This window comes from Kitasatospora sp. NPDC051170 (genome assembly GCF_044455705.1).
GTDB lineage: Bacteria > Actinomycetota > Actinomycetes > Streptomycetales > Streptomycetaceae > Kitasatospora.
Window position 1 is genome coordinate 1 of record NZ_JBITFA010000007.1, and the last position, 15,054, is coordinate 15,054.

Annotated in this window: 18 protein-coding genes; 7 read left to right on the forward strand and 11 right to left on the reverse strand. The window is 74.3% G+C overall.

The annotated features are described in order from the left end of the window. Nucleotides 1-178: 178 nt before the first annotated feature. Together ACIBCA_RS16610 and ACIBCA_RS16615 are read right to left on the reverse strand one after the other, a co-directional pair. Nucleotides 179-553 carry a hypothetical protein gene (locus ACIBCA_RS16610; RefSeq protein ID WP_396283594.1) on the reverse strand — a complete coding sequence of 125 codons (375 nt, stop codon included), beginning with the start codon at nt 551-553 and terminating at the stop codon, nt 179-181. Between the two features lie 72 nt (nt 554-625). Beyond that, complete coding sequence (locus tag ACIBCA_RS16615; protein WP_396283595.1) at nt 626-1,261, reverse strand: maleylpyruvate isomerase N-terminal domain-containing protein; 636 nt, start codon at nt 1,259-1,261, stop codon at nt 626-628. A gap of 158 nt (nt 1,262-1,419) precedes the next feature. Between ACIBCA_RS16615 and ACIBCA_RS16620 the strand changes: the two genes are divergently transcribed. Both ACIBCA_RS16620 and ACIBCA_RS16625 read left to right on the forward strand, forming a co-directional pair. Further along, nucleotides 1,420-2,034, forward strand: a complete 615-nt coding sequence (locus tag ACIBCA_RS16620) for a LysE family transporter (protein WP_396283596.1) — start codon at nt 1,420-1,422, stop codon at nt 2,032-2,034. A 76-nt stretch (nt 2,035-2,110) separates the two neighbouring features. Next, a complete protein-coding gene (locus ACIBCA_RS16625) occupies nt 2,111-2,896 on the forward strand; it encodes an alpha/beta fold hydrolase (RefSeq protein ID WP_396283597.1) in 786 nt (261 codons plus the stop codon). A 147-nt stretch (nt 2,897-3,043) separates the two neighbouring features. Here the strand turns inward: ACIBCA_RS16625 and ACIBCA_RS16630 are convergent, their stop codons facing one another. Both ACIBCA_RS16630 and ACIBCA_RS16635 read right to left on the reverse strand, forming a co-directional pair. Next, the gene (locus ACIBCA_RS16630; protein WP_396283598.1) at nt 3,044-3,892 is read right to left on the reverse strand and encodes a TIGR04222 domain-containing membrane protein; all 849 of its coding nucleotides are present in this window, start codon (nt 3,890-3,892) and stop codon (nt 3,044-3,046) included. A 370-nt stretch (nt 3,893-4,262) separates the two neighbouring features. Beyond that, nucleotides 4,263-4,895, reverse strand: a complete 633-nt coding sequence (locus tag ACIBCA_RS16635; RefSeq protein WP_396283599.1) for a TetR/AcrR family transcriptional regulator — start codon at nt 4,893-4,895, stop codon at nt 4,263-4,265. Nucleotides 4,896-5,051: 156 nt separating this feature from the next. On the opposite strand from ACIBCA_RS16635, the gene ACIBCA_RS16640 reads away from it, so the two are divergent. Genes ACIBCA_RS16640 through ACIBCA_RS16650 form a run of 3 tightly spaced genes read left to right on the forward strand, consistent with a single transcriptional unit; the run spans nt 5,052 to nt 7,584 of the window. Further along, complete coding sequence (locus tag ACIBCA_RS16640; protein ID WP_396283600.1) at nt 5,052-5,810, forward strand: SDR family oxidoreductase; 759 nt, start codon at nt 5,052-5,054, stop codon at nt 5,808-5,810. After that, nucleotides 5,807-6,613, forward strand: coding sequence for an SDR family NAD(P)-dependent oxidoreductase (locus ACIBCA_RS16645; protein ID WP_396283601.1), 807 nt, complete (start codon nt 5,807-5,809; stop codon nt 6,611-6,613). The genes ACIBCA_RS16640 and ACIBCA_RS16645 overlap by 4 nt, the downstream gene beginning before the upstream one ends. After that, a complete protein-coding gene (locus tag ACIBCA_RS16650) occupies nt 6,610-7,584 on the forward strand; it encodes an NADPH:quinone oxidoreductase family protein (RefSeq protein ID WP_396283602.1) in 975 nt (324 codons plus the stop codon). The genes ACIBCA_RS16645 and ACIBCA_RS16650 overlap by 4 nt, the downstream gene beginning before the upstream one ends. A gap of 48 nt (nt 7,585-7,632) precedes the next feature. Here the strand turns inward: ACIBCA_RS16650 and ACIBCA_RS16655 are convergent, their stop codons facing one another. From ACIBCA_RS16655 to ACIBCA_RS16665, 3 genes are read right to left on the reverse strand one after another with little or no spacing between them, the layout of a single operon-like run. Then, complete coding sequence (locus tag ACIBCA_RS16655) at nt 7,633-7,944, reverse strand: TfoX/Sxy family protein (RefSeq protein ID WP_396283603.1); 312 nt, start codon at nt 7,942-7,944, stop codon at nt 7,633-7,635. Further along, on the reverse strand, nt 7,941-8,285 hold the full coding sequence (locus tag ACIBCA_RS16660) for a nuclear transport factor 2 family protein (protein WP_396283604.1): 345 nt from the start codon (nt 8,283-8,285) through the stop codon (nt 7,941-7,943). The genes ACIBCA_RS16655 and ACIBCA_RS16660 overlap by 4 nt, the downstream gene beginning before the upstream one ends. Further along, on the reverse strand, nt 8,282-8,878 hold the full coding sequence (locus ACIBCA_RS16665; RefSeq protein WP_396283605.1) for a TetR/AcrR family transcriptional regulator: 597 nt from the start codon (nt 8,876-8,878) through the stop codon (nt 8,282-8,284). The genes ACIBCA_RS16660 and ACIBCA_RS16665 overlap by 4 nt, the downstream gene beginning before the upstream one ends. Nucleotides 8,879-8,972: 94 nt before the next feature. On the opposite strand from ACIBCA_RS16665, the gene ACIBCA_RS16670 reads away from it, so the two are divergent. Then, nucleotides 8,973-9,911 carry an ADP-ribosylglycohydrolase family protein gene (locus ACIBCA_RS16670; protein ID WP_396283606.1) on the forward strand — a complete coding sequence of 313 codons (939 nt, stop codon included), beginning with the start codon at nt 8,973-8,975 and terminating at the stop codon, nt 9,909-9,911. Between the two features lie 62 nt (nt 9,912-9,973). Here the strand turns inward: ACIBCA_RS16670 and ACIBCA_RS16675 are convergent, their stop codons facing one another. Then, nucleotides 9,974-10,597, reverse strand: coding sequence for a MerR family transcriptional regulator (locus tag ACIBCA_RS16675; protein ID WP_396283607.1), 624 nt, complete (start codon nt 10,595-10,597; stop codon nt 9,974-9,976). 153 nt (nt 10,598-10,750) lie between these two features. Between ACIBCA_RS16675 and ACIBCA_RS16680 the strand changes: the two genes are divergently transcribed. After that, nucleotides 10,751-11,188 carry a DUF3291 domain-containing protein gene (locus ACIBCA_RS16680; RefSeq protein ID WP_396283608.1) on the forward strand — a complete coding sequence of 146 codons (438 nt, stop codon included), beginning with the start codon at nt 10,751-10,753 and terminating at the stop codon, nt 11,186-11,188. Here the strand turns inward: ACIBCA_RS16680 and ACIBCA_RS16685 are convergent. From ACIBCA_RS16685 to ACIBCA_RS16695, 3 genes are all read right to left on the reverse strand, one after another. Then, nucleotides 11,176-12,465, reverse strand: coding sequence for an alpha/beta hydrolase family protein (locus ACIBCA_RS16685; protein ID WP_396283609.1), 1,290 nt, complete (start codon nt 12,463-12,465; stop codon nt 11,176-11,178). The genes ACIBCA_RS16680 and ACIBCA_RS16685 overlap by 13 nt on opposite strands. 123 nt (nt 12,466-12,588) lie before the next feature. Then, on the reverse strand, nt 12,589-13,827 hold the full coding sequence (locus ACIBCA_RS16690) for an acyl-CoA dehydrogenase family protein (RefSeq protein WP_396283610.1): 1,239 nt from the start codon (nt 13,825-13,827) through the stop codon (nt 12,589-12,591). Continuing rightward, nucleotides 13,827-14,855: a phosphotransferase family protein gene (locus ACIBCA_RS16695; RefSeq protein WP_396283611.1), complete on the reverse strand. Its 1,029-nt coding sequence runs from the start codon at nt 14,853-14,855 to the stop codon at nt 13,827-13,829. Before ACIBCA_RS16695 ends, ACIBCA_RS16690 begins: the two co-directional genes overlap by 1 nt. Nucleotides 14,856-15,054: the final 199 nt, after the last annotated feature.

Sequence of the window (15,054 nt, forward strand, 5' to 3'; positions counted from 1 at the left end):
ACCTCGACGGCTTCTCGTCAGTCGCCAATGCTCCGCAGTGGCTCCCTCCTCGGCACCGCCGATGCACGCACCCCAACGCCGCCCGCTCATCCGACAACATCCGAAAGAGAGGGCCTAAGTCCCGCGGTGCCCCGGCGCTCACCCGCCGGGGCACCCGGCTCCTCAGTACGGGTCGCCGTCAGCGCGGAGCGGCCAGCTCCGGGGCGAAGACCGTCCCCAGCGGCTCCGGGCCGACGTACTGCCGGCAGCCGCACGCCCGCAGCTCGAAGCGCACCGGGCGGCGGTCGGAGTCCCACTCCACGGCGGCCTGCGCCTCCTCGTGGCAGCGGCCCTCCTGCCGGTCGTGCATGGCGAGGTGGTGGGTGCAGCCGCAGACCGCCTCGGGCGGCCGGTTCGCCTCCGCCAGCGCGAGGCGGCCCGACTGGGTGACCTCCAGCAGCTGGAGCTTCTGCGCGTGCCGGGTCCTGGCCGCCCTGCGCCACGTCGCGGCGAGGTGCCCGCAGCCGTAGAGGACGCCGGGCAGCAGCCACCACAGCTCGAAGAAGGTTTGCACGGTTTCCCCCCGCTTTCGACGTACCGGGGGATCCTACTGCCTCCGTGCCCGAACGGCTCCGGGGCCTCCGCGTCAGCGGATCACCGGCAGGACGGACCCGGCACCGCCGCGACCGGCCGCCGCCTCGATGAAGGCCACCGGGTCGGCCACCTCCGCCAGCATCGCCCGGGTGAAGTGCAGCGCGTCGCCGGCCGGCGGCGGGCCACCGGCCGCCGCGATCAGGTCCAGCAGGTGCACCGTCGCCTCCATCAGCGCCACCTCTCCCAGCGCCCCGATCGTCACGCTGCCGAGCAGCGGGTGCGCGACGGCCGTCCCCGGTGGCACGTCCGCCAGTTCCTCCAGCGCCGCCGGGCCCTCCACGCCGAACCGGGCCACCAGCAACGCCGGTTCGGCCAGCCTCGCGGACTCCTTCGCCGCGTCCGCCACCTGACCGGCGGCGGTGTGCGCGATCCCGCCCGGCCGGTTGTACGCCCGCAGCACGCCCGCCCCGTCGACCACCTCGGCCGGACCGTCCAGCAGCGCCTCCCGCAGGCCCGCGAACATCTCCGGCACCGGCGCCACGTGCGCGTACAGCTCGTGCACCGTCCACCCCGGCAGCCGCGTCAGCCGCCCCCACTCCCGCGCCGAGAACGCCGCACCGCGCTCCGCCCAGGAGGCCCACGCCTCCGCCAACATCGCGCGGACGGGATCGACCTGACGACCGTTCATCGGCACACACTCCTCCTCGGCGGCTGACGCCCCACGCTACCCCGGCCCCACCTAAATCCCCTTGCCACCACGGTGGTTCGAGGGCCACCATCGGGGCGCATGACGCGCATGGCCCGTACGACCCGCATGGCCCGCATGGCCCTCCCCAGGCCCACCCCGTGAGAGCCCTCCTCGCCGGGCTGCTCGCCGGGTACGGCGTGGCCGTCCCGGTCGGGGCCGTCGGCGCGTACCTGGTCTCCCTCACCGCCCGCACCTCCCTGCGCACCGGCGCCTGCGCCGCCCTCGGCGTCGCCACCGCCGACGGGCTCTACGCCCTGCTCGCCGTCCTCGGCGGTACGGGGCTCGCGCCGCTGCTGACGCCCGTCGCCCGGCCGCTGCGGCTCGGCGCCGCCGTCGTGCTCCTCGCGCTCGCCGCGCGTACGGCCCTCACCGCACTGCGCACGGCCGAACCGCTGGAGCAGCGGCCACCGCCTTCCGCGGCCCGCGCCTACCTCACCCTGCTCGGCATCACGCTGCTCAACCCGCTCACCGTCCTGTACTTCGCCGCGCTGATCCTCGCCGGCGGCACCTGGGCGGACGACGCCCTCTCCCGGCTCGTCTTCGTCGCCGCCGCCTTCGCCGCCTCCGCCGGCTGGCAACTCCTCCTCGCCGGCGGCGGCGCCCTGCTCGGCCGCACCCTCACCGGCCCGCGCGGCCGCCTGGCCACCGCGCTCGCCTCGGCGGCGCTGGTCGGCTGGCTGGCCCTGCGGCTGCTGCTCGACGCGCTGGCCTGACTCCGGCCCCTGTCCCGCCAGTTGGACTCCCCAGCACCCCCGGAATGAATGCGCCGGGCACCCGGTTGCGGCGATCATGGAACTCACCCTGAACGACGGCACCCTCATCGACTACGAGGACCACGGCGACGGCCCGCTCGCCGTCTACGCCCACGGCGCGCTCCTGAGCCGCAAGGTCGAGGACGACTGGGGCCTGCTGAGCTGGGAGGGCGTCAGGAACCTGCCCGGGCGCCGCTTCGTCCGCTACGACGCCCGCGCGCACGGGGCCTCCGGCGGCCGGCCCGTCCCCGAGGAGCTGACCTGGGAGCACTTCGCCGCCGATCTCGTCGAGATCCTCGGGCACCTGGACGGCCGCCGCCCGGTGACGGGCATGGGCGCCTCCCTCGGCGTCGCCACCGTGCTGCACGCGGCCGTCGCCGACCCGGCGCTCTTCGACCGCCTCGTGCTCGTCATCCCGCCGCCCGTCTGGGAGGCCCGGTCCGGCTCCGCGGACTACTACCGCGAGACCGCCGCACTCGTACGGGAGCAGGGCGCCGAGGCGTTCGTCTCCCGGGTGGGCTCCGGCCCCGTCCCGCCCTCGCTGGCCGACCTCCCGTTCCCCGCCCGCACCGTCGGCGCCCACCTCGACCTGCTGCCCGCCCTCTTCGAGGGCCTCGCCGTCTCCAACCTCCCCCCGCGCGACCGGATCGCCGCACTCCCCCACCCCACCCTGATCCTCGCCCTCGCCGACGACCCCGGCCACCCCCGCGCCGGCGCCGAACAACTCGCGCAGCTCCTCCCGAACGCCGAACTGCACATCGCCACCGGCCTGGCCGACATCCGCACCTGGGGCGACCGCATCGCCCGTTTCCTCACCAGCTGAGGCGCGTCTGCACCCTCGGGCCCAAAGACCACAGCCGCCCACCGACGCCGACGCCCACGCCGACGCCCGAGGACATCGAGGCGATCCTCCTCGCTCTCCTCACACTCCTGGGGATCACCCGGGCTGCCCCGGTGGTCCACAGGAAGGCTATTCGCCGCAGCCGGAACCGCAGCTGTACAGGCGCCGCCGCATCGACTCCTCCACGCGGGCCGTCAGCCGGGCGCCGGTGCCGGCGTGGCAGGCCCGCAGATCGTGGTCGTCGGGCAGGGCGCGCAGTCCCCGCAGGGCCACGGCCGCCGTTCCGTGCCGGGGTGCGGCCGCCCGGGCGGCCTCCAGTGCCCGTTCTCCCGACCCGGTGGGGGTGAGTGTCGTCGGCCACGACACGTGGTTGAGCCACAGCGCGGCCCCGAGGGGCAGCAGGAAGGCCGCGAGCGCGGAGACCTCCAGGGGGAAGGGCCAGAGCCCTCGGTGCGCGCCCGTCCAGTAGACGGCGGCCACCCCCGTGACGAACACCGTGCCGATCAGCGTCGGCATCAGCCTGTTCACCCGCATCGCGCGTTCGACCAGTTCCTCGTCGTAGGCCAGGCCCTGCGCCGCGAGCCGTTCGCGCAGGGCCTTCACCTCCGGGGACTTGTCCAGCGCCATGCGGAGCGTCCAGAGGTCGCCGGTGCGCTCGGACCCGAGCAAGCGCACGACAGCCGCCTCGAACCCGCCTCCGGCGCCGTCCTCGGCCCCCGCGCCGACTGCGGCGGTTGTGGTCAGCGTGACGTCACCGGAGCGGGCGGCGACCAGCCGGCCAGCCTCGTACATCTCCGTCACGATCAGCTCCCCCAGCTTCCCGGCCAGGAGGGCGAGTTCGATCCGTGTCAGGTCGAACTCCCGCCCGGCGGCGAGCCGCTCGGCCCGGCGCAACGTCCGCAGGCGGACGTGACAGAGCACGGCGGCCACGACCACCATCGCCACGGCCGCCGCCAGAAGCACCAGGACCACCCACATGACGCCCTCCCCGGACCAACCACAGCGTGCAGCCCGCGAAGGTCAAGGCGCAAGCGACAAGTATGTTACGGGCCAAGGGATTTGAAGAGCGACATCAAGCGCCTCAGTGCGTGACCGTCCGGCCGAGGACGGCGCCGGGACCGGACTTGACCGCCTCGCGGTGGCGGCACGGCGCAGTCGGCGAGCACGGCGTGACCGGCGGGCACGTAGTCGGCGGGCACAGCGCAGCCGGCGGGCACCGCGCAGTCGGCGGGCACCGCGCAGTCGGCGGCCGCGACGGCCTTCCGGTCGATCATGACGGGCAGGGCACGTCCCTCGCCCCGGCCGTCCGCCTGCGAGCGTCCCCCGGCCGGCGAGCCGGAGCCAGGAGCTACGGGAGCGCCGCGCCGAGCATGCGGAGCACCAACTCGCCGTAGCGGCGGCCGAGTTCATCCGGCGTCTCGCTCGACCGGTCGGTGTACCAGCGCGAGACGTCGATACCCAGGGACGTCACGGCTCTCGCCGCCGTCCGCACCTCGGCGACCTGGAAGGCACCCGAGGCCGCGCCCTCCTCGATGAGGGCGGTGACCTCGCCCTCGATGTCGAGGCGCAGCGCCGCGACGACGGCGTACGCGTCCTCGGGCAGTGCGTGCAGCTCGTAGTTGACGACCCGGCCGACCGTCCGGGCCCGGGCGTGCCAGGCGGTGAACTGCTCGACCAGGTGCCGCATCCGCTCGGCCGGGCCGCCCTCGGCGGAGGCCGCCGTCCGGACCAGGGAGAGGGTGGCGGCGTGGCCGGCCTGGCTGATCTCGGCGAGCAGGGCGGCCTTGGACTGGTAGTGGATGTAGAGCGCCGCCGGGCTCATCCCGGCGGCGGTGGCGATGTCGCGGGTGGTGGTGGCGTGGAAGCCGCGTTCGGCGAAGGACTCGACGGCGGCCTGGAGCAGCCGGTGCGCGGCCTCGGGGCGGGCGTCGGCGCCACCGGCGAGGGTGGGCCAGAGGTCGGCGATCGGCGTGCTGGTCATGGCGCCATCCTCCCAGAAGACTCGTACAGGCGTTCCCCCTCTGCTCACCCGGGGGCTGTTGACAGGTTCCCTCACCGACAGCATGCTGAGCAAGCGCTTAGTCACCCTCGAACGGGTGGCCGTTCCCCCCTCCACGCGCGAAAGGCAGGACCCTCCGTGGTGCACTCCTTCAAGGGCCGGGTGGCCGTCGTCACCGGATCGAGCCGGGGCATCGGCCTCGGCATCGCCCGCGAGCTGGTCGCCCGGGGCGGGAAGGTGTGCCTGACCGCCCGCAACCCCGAGCCCCTCGCCGAGGCCGTACGGGACCTCGGCGGACCGGAGTGCGCCATCGCCGTCGCGGGCAAGGCCGACGACCCGGCCCACCAGGAGGAGGCGGTCGCCCGCACCCTGGAGGCGTTCGGGCGCCTCGACCACCTGGTGAACAACACCGGCATCAACCCGGTCTACGGCCCGGTCCTCACCACCGACGAGGACGCGGCCGCCAAGATCCTCGCCGTCAACGTCCTCGCCCCGCTCGCCTGGACGCGCCGCGCCCACGCCGCCTGGATGGGCGAGCACGGCGGCTCCATCGTCAACGTGGCCTCCGTCGCCGGCATCCGCTCCTCGCTCGGGATCGGGATGTACGGCGTCAGCAAGGCCGCCCTGATCCGGCTGACCACCGAACTCGCCGCCGAACTGGGCCCGCAGGGCATCCGGGTCAACGCCGTCGCCCCGGCCGTGGTGAAGACCAGGTTCGCCGAGGCCCTGTACGAGGGCCGGGAGGAGAAGGTCGCCGCCGCGTACCCGCTGGGGCGCCTCGGCCTGCCGTCGGACGTGGCGGGCGCCGTCGCCTTCCTGCTGTCCGAGGACGCGGGCTGGGTCACCGGCCAGACCGTCGTCCTCGACGGCGGGATCACCCTCGGCGGCGGGCTGTGACCGGCTTCGAGGACCAGTTCGAGGACCAGTTCGAGGACCAGGGCGTGGTCGTGACCGGCGCCGGTCGCGGCATCGGCGCCGCCCTCGCCCGGGCCTTCGCCGCCGCCGGCGCCCGCGTGGTGGTCAACGACCTGGACGCGGAGGCCGCCCACGCCGTCGCCGCCGCCTGCGGCGCGATCGCCCTTCCCGGCGACGCCGCCTCCGCCGAGGGCCTGGCCGTCCTCGTCGACCGGGCCCGCGCCGCCCTCGGCGAGATCGACCTCTGGTGCGCCAACGCGGGCGTCGCCCCGGCCGGCGGCGCCGACGCCCCGCCCTCGGTGTGGGCGAGTGCCTGGGAGGTCAACGTCCTCGCCCACGTGCGCGCCGCCGAACTCCTCCTCCCCCGCTGGCTGGAACGCGGCGAGGGCCGGTACCTGTCCACCGTCTCCGCCGCCGGGCTGCTCACCATGCTCGGCTCGGCCCCCTACGCCGTCACCAAGCACGGCGCCCTCGCCTTCGCCGAATGGCTCTCCGCGACCTACCGCCACCGGGGCCTGCGCGTCCACGCCCTCTGCCCGCAGGGCGTGCGCACCGACCTCCTCGCCTCCACCGGTGCCGTCGGCGAGGCCCTCCTCGCACCGGGCGCGATCTCACCGGAGGAGGTCGCGGAGGCCACGCTCGCCGGGATCCGGGAGGAGCGGTTCCTGATCCTGCCCCACCCCGAGGTCGCCGAGTACCAGCGCAACCGCGCCGTCGACCCGGACCGCTGGCTGGCCGGCATGAACCGACTGCAACAGGGCCTGGAGAAGGGCGGCGCACTGTGAGGGCCTGGCAGGCACACCGGCTCGGCGAGCCCACCGAGGCCATGCGCCTCGCCGACGACCTCCCCCGACCCGAGCCCGGCCCCGGACAGTTGCTCGTCCGCGTCCGCGCGGCCGCCGTCAACTTCCCCGACGCGCTGATGCTGCGCGGCCAGTACCAGGTGCGCCCGCCCCTGCCGTTCACCCCCGGCGTGGAACTGTGCGGCGAGGTCGCCGCCGGCCCCCGCAGCGGAGAACGCCTCATCGGCACCCCGGCCCTGCCGCACGGCGCCTTCGCCGAGTACGCCCTCCTGGACGCCGCCACCGCGTTCCCCGCACCGCCCGCCCTGGACGACGCCGAGGCGGCGGCACTCCACATCGGCTACCAGACGGCCTGGTTCGCCCTGCACCGCCGCGCCCGCCTGCAACCGGGCGAGACCCTGCTGGTGCACGCGGCCGCCGGCGGAGTCGGCAGCGCGGCCGTCCAACTCGGCCGGGCGGCGGGGGCACGCGTCATCGCCGTCGTCGGCGGGCCGGCGAAGGCCGAAGCCGCCCGCGCACTCGGCGCCGACCTGGTGGTGGACCGCAGGGCCGAGGATTTCGTCGCCGCCGTCAAACAGGCCACCGACGGCCGCGGCGCCGACGTCGTCTTCGACCCCGTCGGCGGCGACGCCTACACCGGCTCCACGAGGTGCATCGCCTTCGAGGGCCGCATCCTGGTCGTCGGCTTCGCCGCCGGCCGGATCCCCGCCCCCGCCCTCAACCACGCGCTCGTGAAGAACTACTCCATCCAGGGCCTCCACTGGGGCCTCTACAACACCCACGACCCCCGCGCCGTCCTCACCGCCCACGAGGAGCTGACCGAACTCGCCGGCGCGGGCGTCGTCCGCCCCCTGGTCAGCGCCCGGCTCCCCCTCGCCGACGCCGCCGAGGCCGTCCAGCGGGTCGCCGACGGCCGGACCACCGGGCGCCTCGTGGTTCTTCCCGACCGGTAGGCCTGCTCCGCCGCCGCCCGGCGGTCGGGCCCGGCTGGGGCCGGCTGGTCAGGCGAGTGCCACGCGGGCCAGGGCGCACAGCTCGGTCCGGTCGTCGACCGCTTGCGCCGGGGCACTGTAATAGGCGTGCACCACGACCGTGCGGCCCGCGGCGTGGTAGGTGAACGGTGTGGACCCGGCGTCCTCGTAGGAGGGGCGGCTCGCGTCGTCGACGCGGAAGTAGAGCGCGTCCATCACGATCGCGAACTGGACGCCGTGGCAGCGCAGTGCCCAGCCACCGAAGTAGCGGTGGACCGTGACCTCGCCGAGCGGCGCCAGTTCGTCGGCGACGTACTCGGCGAGGCTCCGGGATCCGCTCACGCGGGGAAGAACCCGGTGATGTCGGCGAGCCTGCCGTCGCGGTGGAGCGCGGTGCTCACACCCGCCACGGCGGGTTCGTCCTGCTCGCCGAGCTGGGTCCACCGCGCGAGCGACCGGTCGTGGTGCTCGACCACCTCGTCGATACGGAACCGGTGACCGGGGAAGGCTTCGGCGAATCCGGCCATGTAGGCGGCCAGCTCGGTCAGCCCGCCCACCTCCGTGCCCGGGTCCCGGTAGGCGACGTCCTCGACCGCCACCGCGCGAAGGGCGGCGAGCCGCTCGCCGGGCTCGGCCGACCAGCACGCGGCATAGTTCGTCCAGAGCTGCTGTGAGTCACTCATCGCTGTTCCTCTTTCTCGGAGCCGATCGACGCCATCGCGCCATCGGTGATGGTGTGCAGTTTCGTGCGGGGCGCGCCGGCTCGGACCAGCACCAGCAGGCCCTGATACAGCGCCAGCAGCCGGGCTGCCGACACTTCGACGTCCAGATCCGCCGACAGCAGGCCCAGCGCTCGGGCGCGCGTCAGCGCGTCGGCGAAGCCGGACTCGATCACGTCCAGCCCTCGGCGCACTCCCGCGGCGGCCTGCGGAACGGTGAAGGACTCCACCGCGGTGTTGGTGAGCAGACAGCCCGGATCGGGATCGACGCCGGTCTCGAACGCCGAGGTGAAGAACGACCTGATACCCGCCACGGGATCCGCCGGTTCCAGGAGGTGGACCTGCACCCGGCCCTGCACCACCTGGTCGTTGTAGGCGTCCAGGGCGGCACGGAACAGACCGTCCTTGCTCTCGAAGACCCGGTACAGGCTGCCCGGGTGCAGCCCGGTCGCCTCCTCGATGTCCCGCACCGATGCCCCGAGGTAACCCCGGTGGCGGAACAGTCGCATGGCGGAGGCCAGGACCTCCGCCTGGTCCCAGAGCTGTTTGCGGCCCACTGACGCCTCCGTAGTTGAACGGTTGCTCACAAAAATAGCACGCCTGCCCGAATCTCGGGTGCGGGCGTGGGGCGGGGGCTGTCAGGATGCGCGCATGACTGCGCTGGCGGCTGCTCGGAACTCGTTGGAAGGTTTGGCTCTGGGGGACGGCTTCGGGGAGCGGTGGTTCCCGTTGTTCCGGTCGCCGCGAGTGGCGGTTCGGGAGATCAGGGCGCGGCGGGTGCCGGTCGAGGCGGCGTGGCACTGGACGGATGACACCGCGATGGCGCTGTCCGTGTTCGGGGTGGTCGCCACGTACGACGCGGTGCATCAGGAGCGGTTGGCGGAGGCGTTCGGCAGGTCCTACGCGAGGGACTCGGCCCGAGGGTACGGGCACGGGATGCACCTGTTGCTGCCCGAGTTGGCGAAGGAGCCGGGGAGTTGGCGGGCCCGGGCGCGGGCGCTGTTCGACGGGGAGGGGAGCCTGGGCAACGGCGCCGCGATGCGGGTGGCGCCGCTGGGCGCCTGGTTCTGCGGCGACCTGGAGGAGGCGGCCGAGCAGGCCGCACTGTCGGCGGAGGTCACCCACTCCCACCCGGAGGGGATCGCCGGGGCGGTGGCCGTGGCGCTGGCGGCGGCCCTGGCCGCGCGCGGGCGAACGGAACCGGGGCCGGAGGGCGGCGAGTTGCTCACCCAGGTGGCCGACCTCACCGGGCCCGGTCGCGTGCGGGACGGGCTGCGGCGGGCGGCCGAGGTGCCCGGCGGCACCGAGGCGTGGCGGGCGGCGGACCTGCTCGGGAACGGGCAGCGGATCTCGGCGGCCGACACCGTCCCGTTCGCCCTCTGGTCGGCCGCGCACCACCTGGACAGCCTCACCGACGCCCTGTGGACCACCGCCGAGGGCCTCGGTGACGTGGACACCACCTGTGCGATCACCGGCGGGGTGGTCGCCGCCCGCACGGGGCTGGCCGAGGTGCCCGGCGACTGGCTCTACCTGCGTGAGCCCCTGCCCGACTGGGTCGACGAGCTGGCCACGGAGACGATCGACGGGTGACGGCCGACGGATGACCGTCATGGCGGCGGCCCCCGACGGGAGGCCGCCGGTCGGATGATCGGTCAGGAGTTCCGCTTCACCGACTCGTTCTCCTGCGCCAGCCGCCGCAGCGCCAGCAGGGCCGGCTCCAGCAGGACGGTGCGCACCAGGGCGCTCTCCGCCTGGGCGAGCGGGTCGGCCTGCGGGTCGAGCTGGTCGAGGTCGATGGCGGCGAGCTGTGCGGCGGCGTCGGCGTAGCCGAGGAGGGCGGGGTGGGCGATCTCCTCGCCGAGGGAGCGCAGGGTTTCGAGGGCTTCGCCGAGGACGGCCCGGGCGGGGGCGTGGTCGGAGACCTCCCAGCCGAGTTCGGCGAGCAGCGCGTCGACCTCGGCGGCGCCGGGTGCGGGGGCGGGGGCGGGTTCGGCGTCCTCGTCGGCGGGGCGGGCGCCGAGGACGATGCCGAGCACCTGGTGCTGTTCGCCCTCGTGGGCGGCAATGCCGCCGAGGACCTCCTTGGTGGCGCTGACACTGAGGCCGCGCACGCCGATGAGGGCGCGGACCAGGCCGAGGCGGCGCAGGTGGGTCTCGTCGTACTCGGCCTGGGTGGTGGCCACGGCCCGGCCGGGGGGCAGCAGGCCCTCCCGCAGGTAGTACTTGATGGTCGCGGTCGGGACTCCGCTGCGGCGGCTCAACTCGGACATGCGCACGGCTGCTCGGTTCCTCCTGGCCCTCGGTGTCCTCGGTGCCCTCGGTCGGACGCGCCCCTGGCGCTTGGATACCAGTACTGTCTAACATAGATAGCGACACTATCCAGTGTCGTCCGTCCGCCGACCAGGCGTAGACGAACGAGGAGTAGAGCCATGCCCACGCTGCCCTGGATCACCCCGAACCCCGCCACCCCCGGGACCGAGGCGATCGTGATGGCCTCCCGCTTCGAGGTCCGCTCCCTCGCCGACGTACCGCGCTTCTTCCTCAAGGCCATGACCGTCTGGAAGCAGCTGCACGGCACGCCCGGAGTCGTCGGCGCCTCACTGGTCGCCCGGCCGCTGAAGCGGACCTTCTACACCCTCTCCGCCTGGGAGAGCCGCGAGGCCCTGAACGCCTTCGCCGCCGCCGAGCCCCACCGCAGCGTGATGACCGGGCTGCGCAGCACCACCAAGGAGTCCACCTTCACCTTCTGGCAGGCCCCCGTCGAGCAACTGCCCGTGGCCTGGCCCGACGCGCAGCGCCGGATCGAGGAACAGCGCCGGATCGAGGAGCAGCGCCAGGCCGGCAGGACCCCTGGTCAGGGCTCGTAGACCATCTCCGGGAACCGCGCCGACGGCCCGTCCAGCAGGTGGTCGTCGTGCCCGCGCAGCCAGCGGTCGAGGAAGCCGGCGACGTACGTCCGCGTCGCGAGCACCGCCCGGTCGGAGCGGATGTCCCCGACGGCTTCGCGCACCGCCTGGGCGCCGATCGCGCCCTGGCCGGCGAGCTGCGGCAGCAGGGACTCGGCGTCGGTGTACGAGCCGTGGCGGGAGCCGTCGAGGGTGAAGTCGGCGTGCCAGCCGGTGCTGTGGCGCCACAGGGCGTCCCAGCCGGGCTGCTGCCCGTAGGGGCCGGAGTCGCCGTTGCGGGTGCCGAGCAGCAGGAACGGCCGGTCCAGGCCCTTCTCGGCGACGTCGGTGAGGAACACGCCGGTCCTGCCGTCGGGGCCGGGGAAGTGCAGCTGCCCGTCCATGTTGACGGCGGCGGCGATCCGGGGGTCGTCGTGCATGGCCTGGAGGGCGGTGGAACCGCCGCCGGAGTGGCCGACCATGGCGATCCGGTCCAGGTCGAGGGCAGCGCCGACGCCGGGCGGCAGGGTGCGCGAGTACTTGAGGTGCGTCAGCTCGTCGAGGACGTACTTCGTGTCGGCGACCCGGGTGGCGAGCATCTTGCGCAGCAGCGCGCCGATGTCGAGGTCCGGCTTCTCCAGCTCCGGGAACACCGAGGCGGCCAGCTCCCCGTTCGGGAGGGAGACCTCGGACGCCTCCCAGGTGTGGTCGACGGTCACCACCACGTAGCCGCGCGAGGCCAGGTCCTCGACCAGGCCCGTCCCCCAGGTACGCGGATCGCCCAGGCCCGCCGAGTACAGCACCACGGGCCTCGCCCGGCCGGGCAGCGCGGGCGCGTCGGCCCGGGCGTGGGTGCGCACGTTCGACCAGTCGGTGCGGCCGGGCTCGAAGCCGTAGTTGCGCCAGCCGATGCTTCCCGCGCTGCCGAAGTGCGCCGCCGCCTCGGGGGTCATGTACGGCGCGCGGTCGTCGCCGCTCGCCGGGCGGCCGGTCGGGTACCACAGGCTGATCATCAGCTCGCGGGGCCGCCCGGGCTTCCACGGGTCGTCCCGGTCCCGGTCGACCAGGTGCACGCTGGTGGTGCCGACCGCGTACGGGCCGGTGGGCGCCGGCAGCGCCGCCTTCGCCAGCTTGTCGACCTGCCCCTGCACCGGCGCCGACCGGGCCGCCGGAGCCGCCACCGCGCCGGGCGCCCCCGCCGCCCCGAGCGCCACCGCCGCCAGTACCACCGTCGCCACCGCCCGTCCCCGCTTGCCCATCGTCCGTCCCCCTCTGTGCTCGTCACCCCGTTGTCGGTACGGGTGAGACGGTACGGGCGGGGCGGGGGCGCGGCCGTCATACCGGGGGGCCAACTCGCCGATGGATACCCCGGTATGACAGGACTACGGGCTTACCTGGGTACCGGGATGCTCCTGGTACTTCCGCAGCTCCCGCCGGGCGAGCGAGCGCTTGTGCACCTCGTCCGGGCCGTCCGCGAGGCGCAGCGTGCGCATGCCCGCCCAGAGCTGGGCGAGCGGGGTGTCCTGGCTGACGCCGGCGGCGCCGTGCGCCTGGACGGCCTTGTCGAGGATCCACTCGACGGTACGCGGGGTGGCGATCTTGATGGCCTGGATCTCGGTGTGCGCGCCCCGGTTGCCGACGGTGTCCATCAGCCAGGCCGTCTTGAGCACCAGCAGCCGCAACTGCTCGATCCTGACCCGGGATTCGGCCACCCAGTCCTGGATCACCCCCTGCGCGGCGAGGGGCTTGCCGAAGGCCACCCGCTCGTTCGCCCGGCGGCACATCGCCTCCAGGGCGCGTTCGGCCATGCCGACGGCGCGCATGCAGTGGTGGATGCGGCCGGGGCCGAGGCGGGCCTGGGCGATGGCGAAGCCGCCGCCCTCCTCCCCGACCAGGTTGGCGGCGGGCACGCGGACGTCCTGGAAGAGGAGTTCGGCGTGGCCGCCGTGGTCGGCGTCGTCGTAGCCGAAGACCGTCATGCCGCGCTTGACGGTGAGGCCGGGGGTGTCGCGCGGGACGAGCACCATGCTCTGCTGGCGGTGGGCTTCGGCGGCCGGGTCGGTCTTGCCCATGACGATGATCAGCTTGCAGTCGGGGTTCATCGCGCCGGTGATGTAGAACTTGCGGCCGTTGATCACGTAGTCGTCGCCGTCGCGCAGGATCCGGGTCTCGACGTTGGTGGCGTCGGAGGAGGCGACCTCCGGTTCGGTCATCGCGAAGGCGGAGCGGATCTCGGCGTCCAACAGCGGTCGCAGCCACCGCTCGTGCTGCTCGGGGGTGCCGAACTGGGCGAGCAGTTCCATGTTCCCGGTGTCGGGGGCGGCGCAGTTCAGTGCGGGCGGGGCGAGTTGGGGGCTGCGGCCGGTGATCTCGGCGAGCGGGGCGTACTGGAGGTTGGTGAGGCCCGCGCCCTGGTCGCCGGGGAGGAAGAGGTTCCACAGGTGGCGCTTGCGGGCCTCGGCCTGAAGGTCGGCGACGACGGGCGGGACGGACCAGGGGGTGCGGGCCGGGTCGGCGAGCTGCTCGGCGAGGACGGGCTCGGCGGGGTACACGAACTCGTCCATGAACGCGAGGAGTTGCTCGCGCAGTTCGGCGGTGCGGGCGTCGTAGGCGAAGTCCATCAGTGCTCCTTGAGGGTGCTGAGGCCGTGCCGGGCGAGGATCGGGGGCATCTCGGCCGCGCGCTCGAAGCCGGCGCCCAGGGTGCGGCCCTGCCGGAAGCGGAAGTGGATGCCCTCGGCGACGACGGCGAGCTTGAAGGAGGCGAAGGCGACGTACCAGTCCAGGTCTGCGGCCTGACGGCCCGTCGACTCGGCGTAGTGTGCGACGATCTCGTCCGCCTTGGGGAAGCCGGGGGCCGTCGCGGCGTAGGGGATGATCCCGCCGCCGACGCCGGCGAGTTCGGTGTACATCACCAGCAGGCCGATGTCGGTGAGCGGGTCGCCGAGGGTGGACATCTCCCAGTCGAGGACGGCGGTGATCCGGTCGCCTCCGTCCACCAGGACGTTGTCCAGCCGGTAGTCCCCGTGGACGAGCGCGGGCGCGGGCGAGACGGGCAGCCGCTCGGCGAGCAGGGCGAGCAGGCGGTCGGCCTCGGGCAGTTCGCGGCTGCGGGAGCCTTCGAGCTGCTTGGACCAGCGGCGCAGCTGGCGCTCCAGGTACCCGTCGGGGCGTCCGAAGTCGGCGAGGCCGACGGCGGCCGGGTCGATGCGGTGCAGGGCGGCGAGGGTCTCGACCAGGCGCAGGCCGAGGGCGTGGACGCGTTCCTCGCCGAGGGCGGCGAGCGGGGCGACCTCGCGGTGGGCGGTGCCGGTGACGAACTCCATGAGGTACCAGGGCGCGCCGAGCACCTCCGCGCCGGGGTCGATCAGCAGGGTGCGCGGGACGGGCACGTCGGTGCCGGCGAGCGCCGTCATGACGCGGTACTCGCGGCCCATGTCGTGGGCGGTGGCGAGCACGTGCCCGAGCGGCGGGCGCCGGAGCACCCACGTCCGAGCGCCGTCCGTGAGCGCGTAGGTGAGGTTCGACCGCCCGCCCTCGATCAGCTCCGCCCGCAGTTCGCCCCGCACTCCCCCGGGCAGCTCCCGCTCCAGGTGCGCACGGAGGAGGCCGAGGTCGAGCCCGGGCGGGTCGGCGGGTGTGTCGGTCATCGGGCGGCTCCTCGGACGTCGACGAGAGGTGGGGCGGGAGGTGGGGCGTCGTTGACTAAGCGCTTGCTTAGCATTCAGCCGCAGGCCGCCCCCTGTCAATACGCAGCCGATGCACAGCCGTGGGGGGGCCCCCCCCCCGCGCGGGGGGGGGCCCCCCCCGCCCCCCCGGCCCCCCCAAACCCCCCCCCCCCCCCCCCGC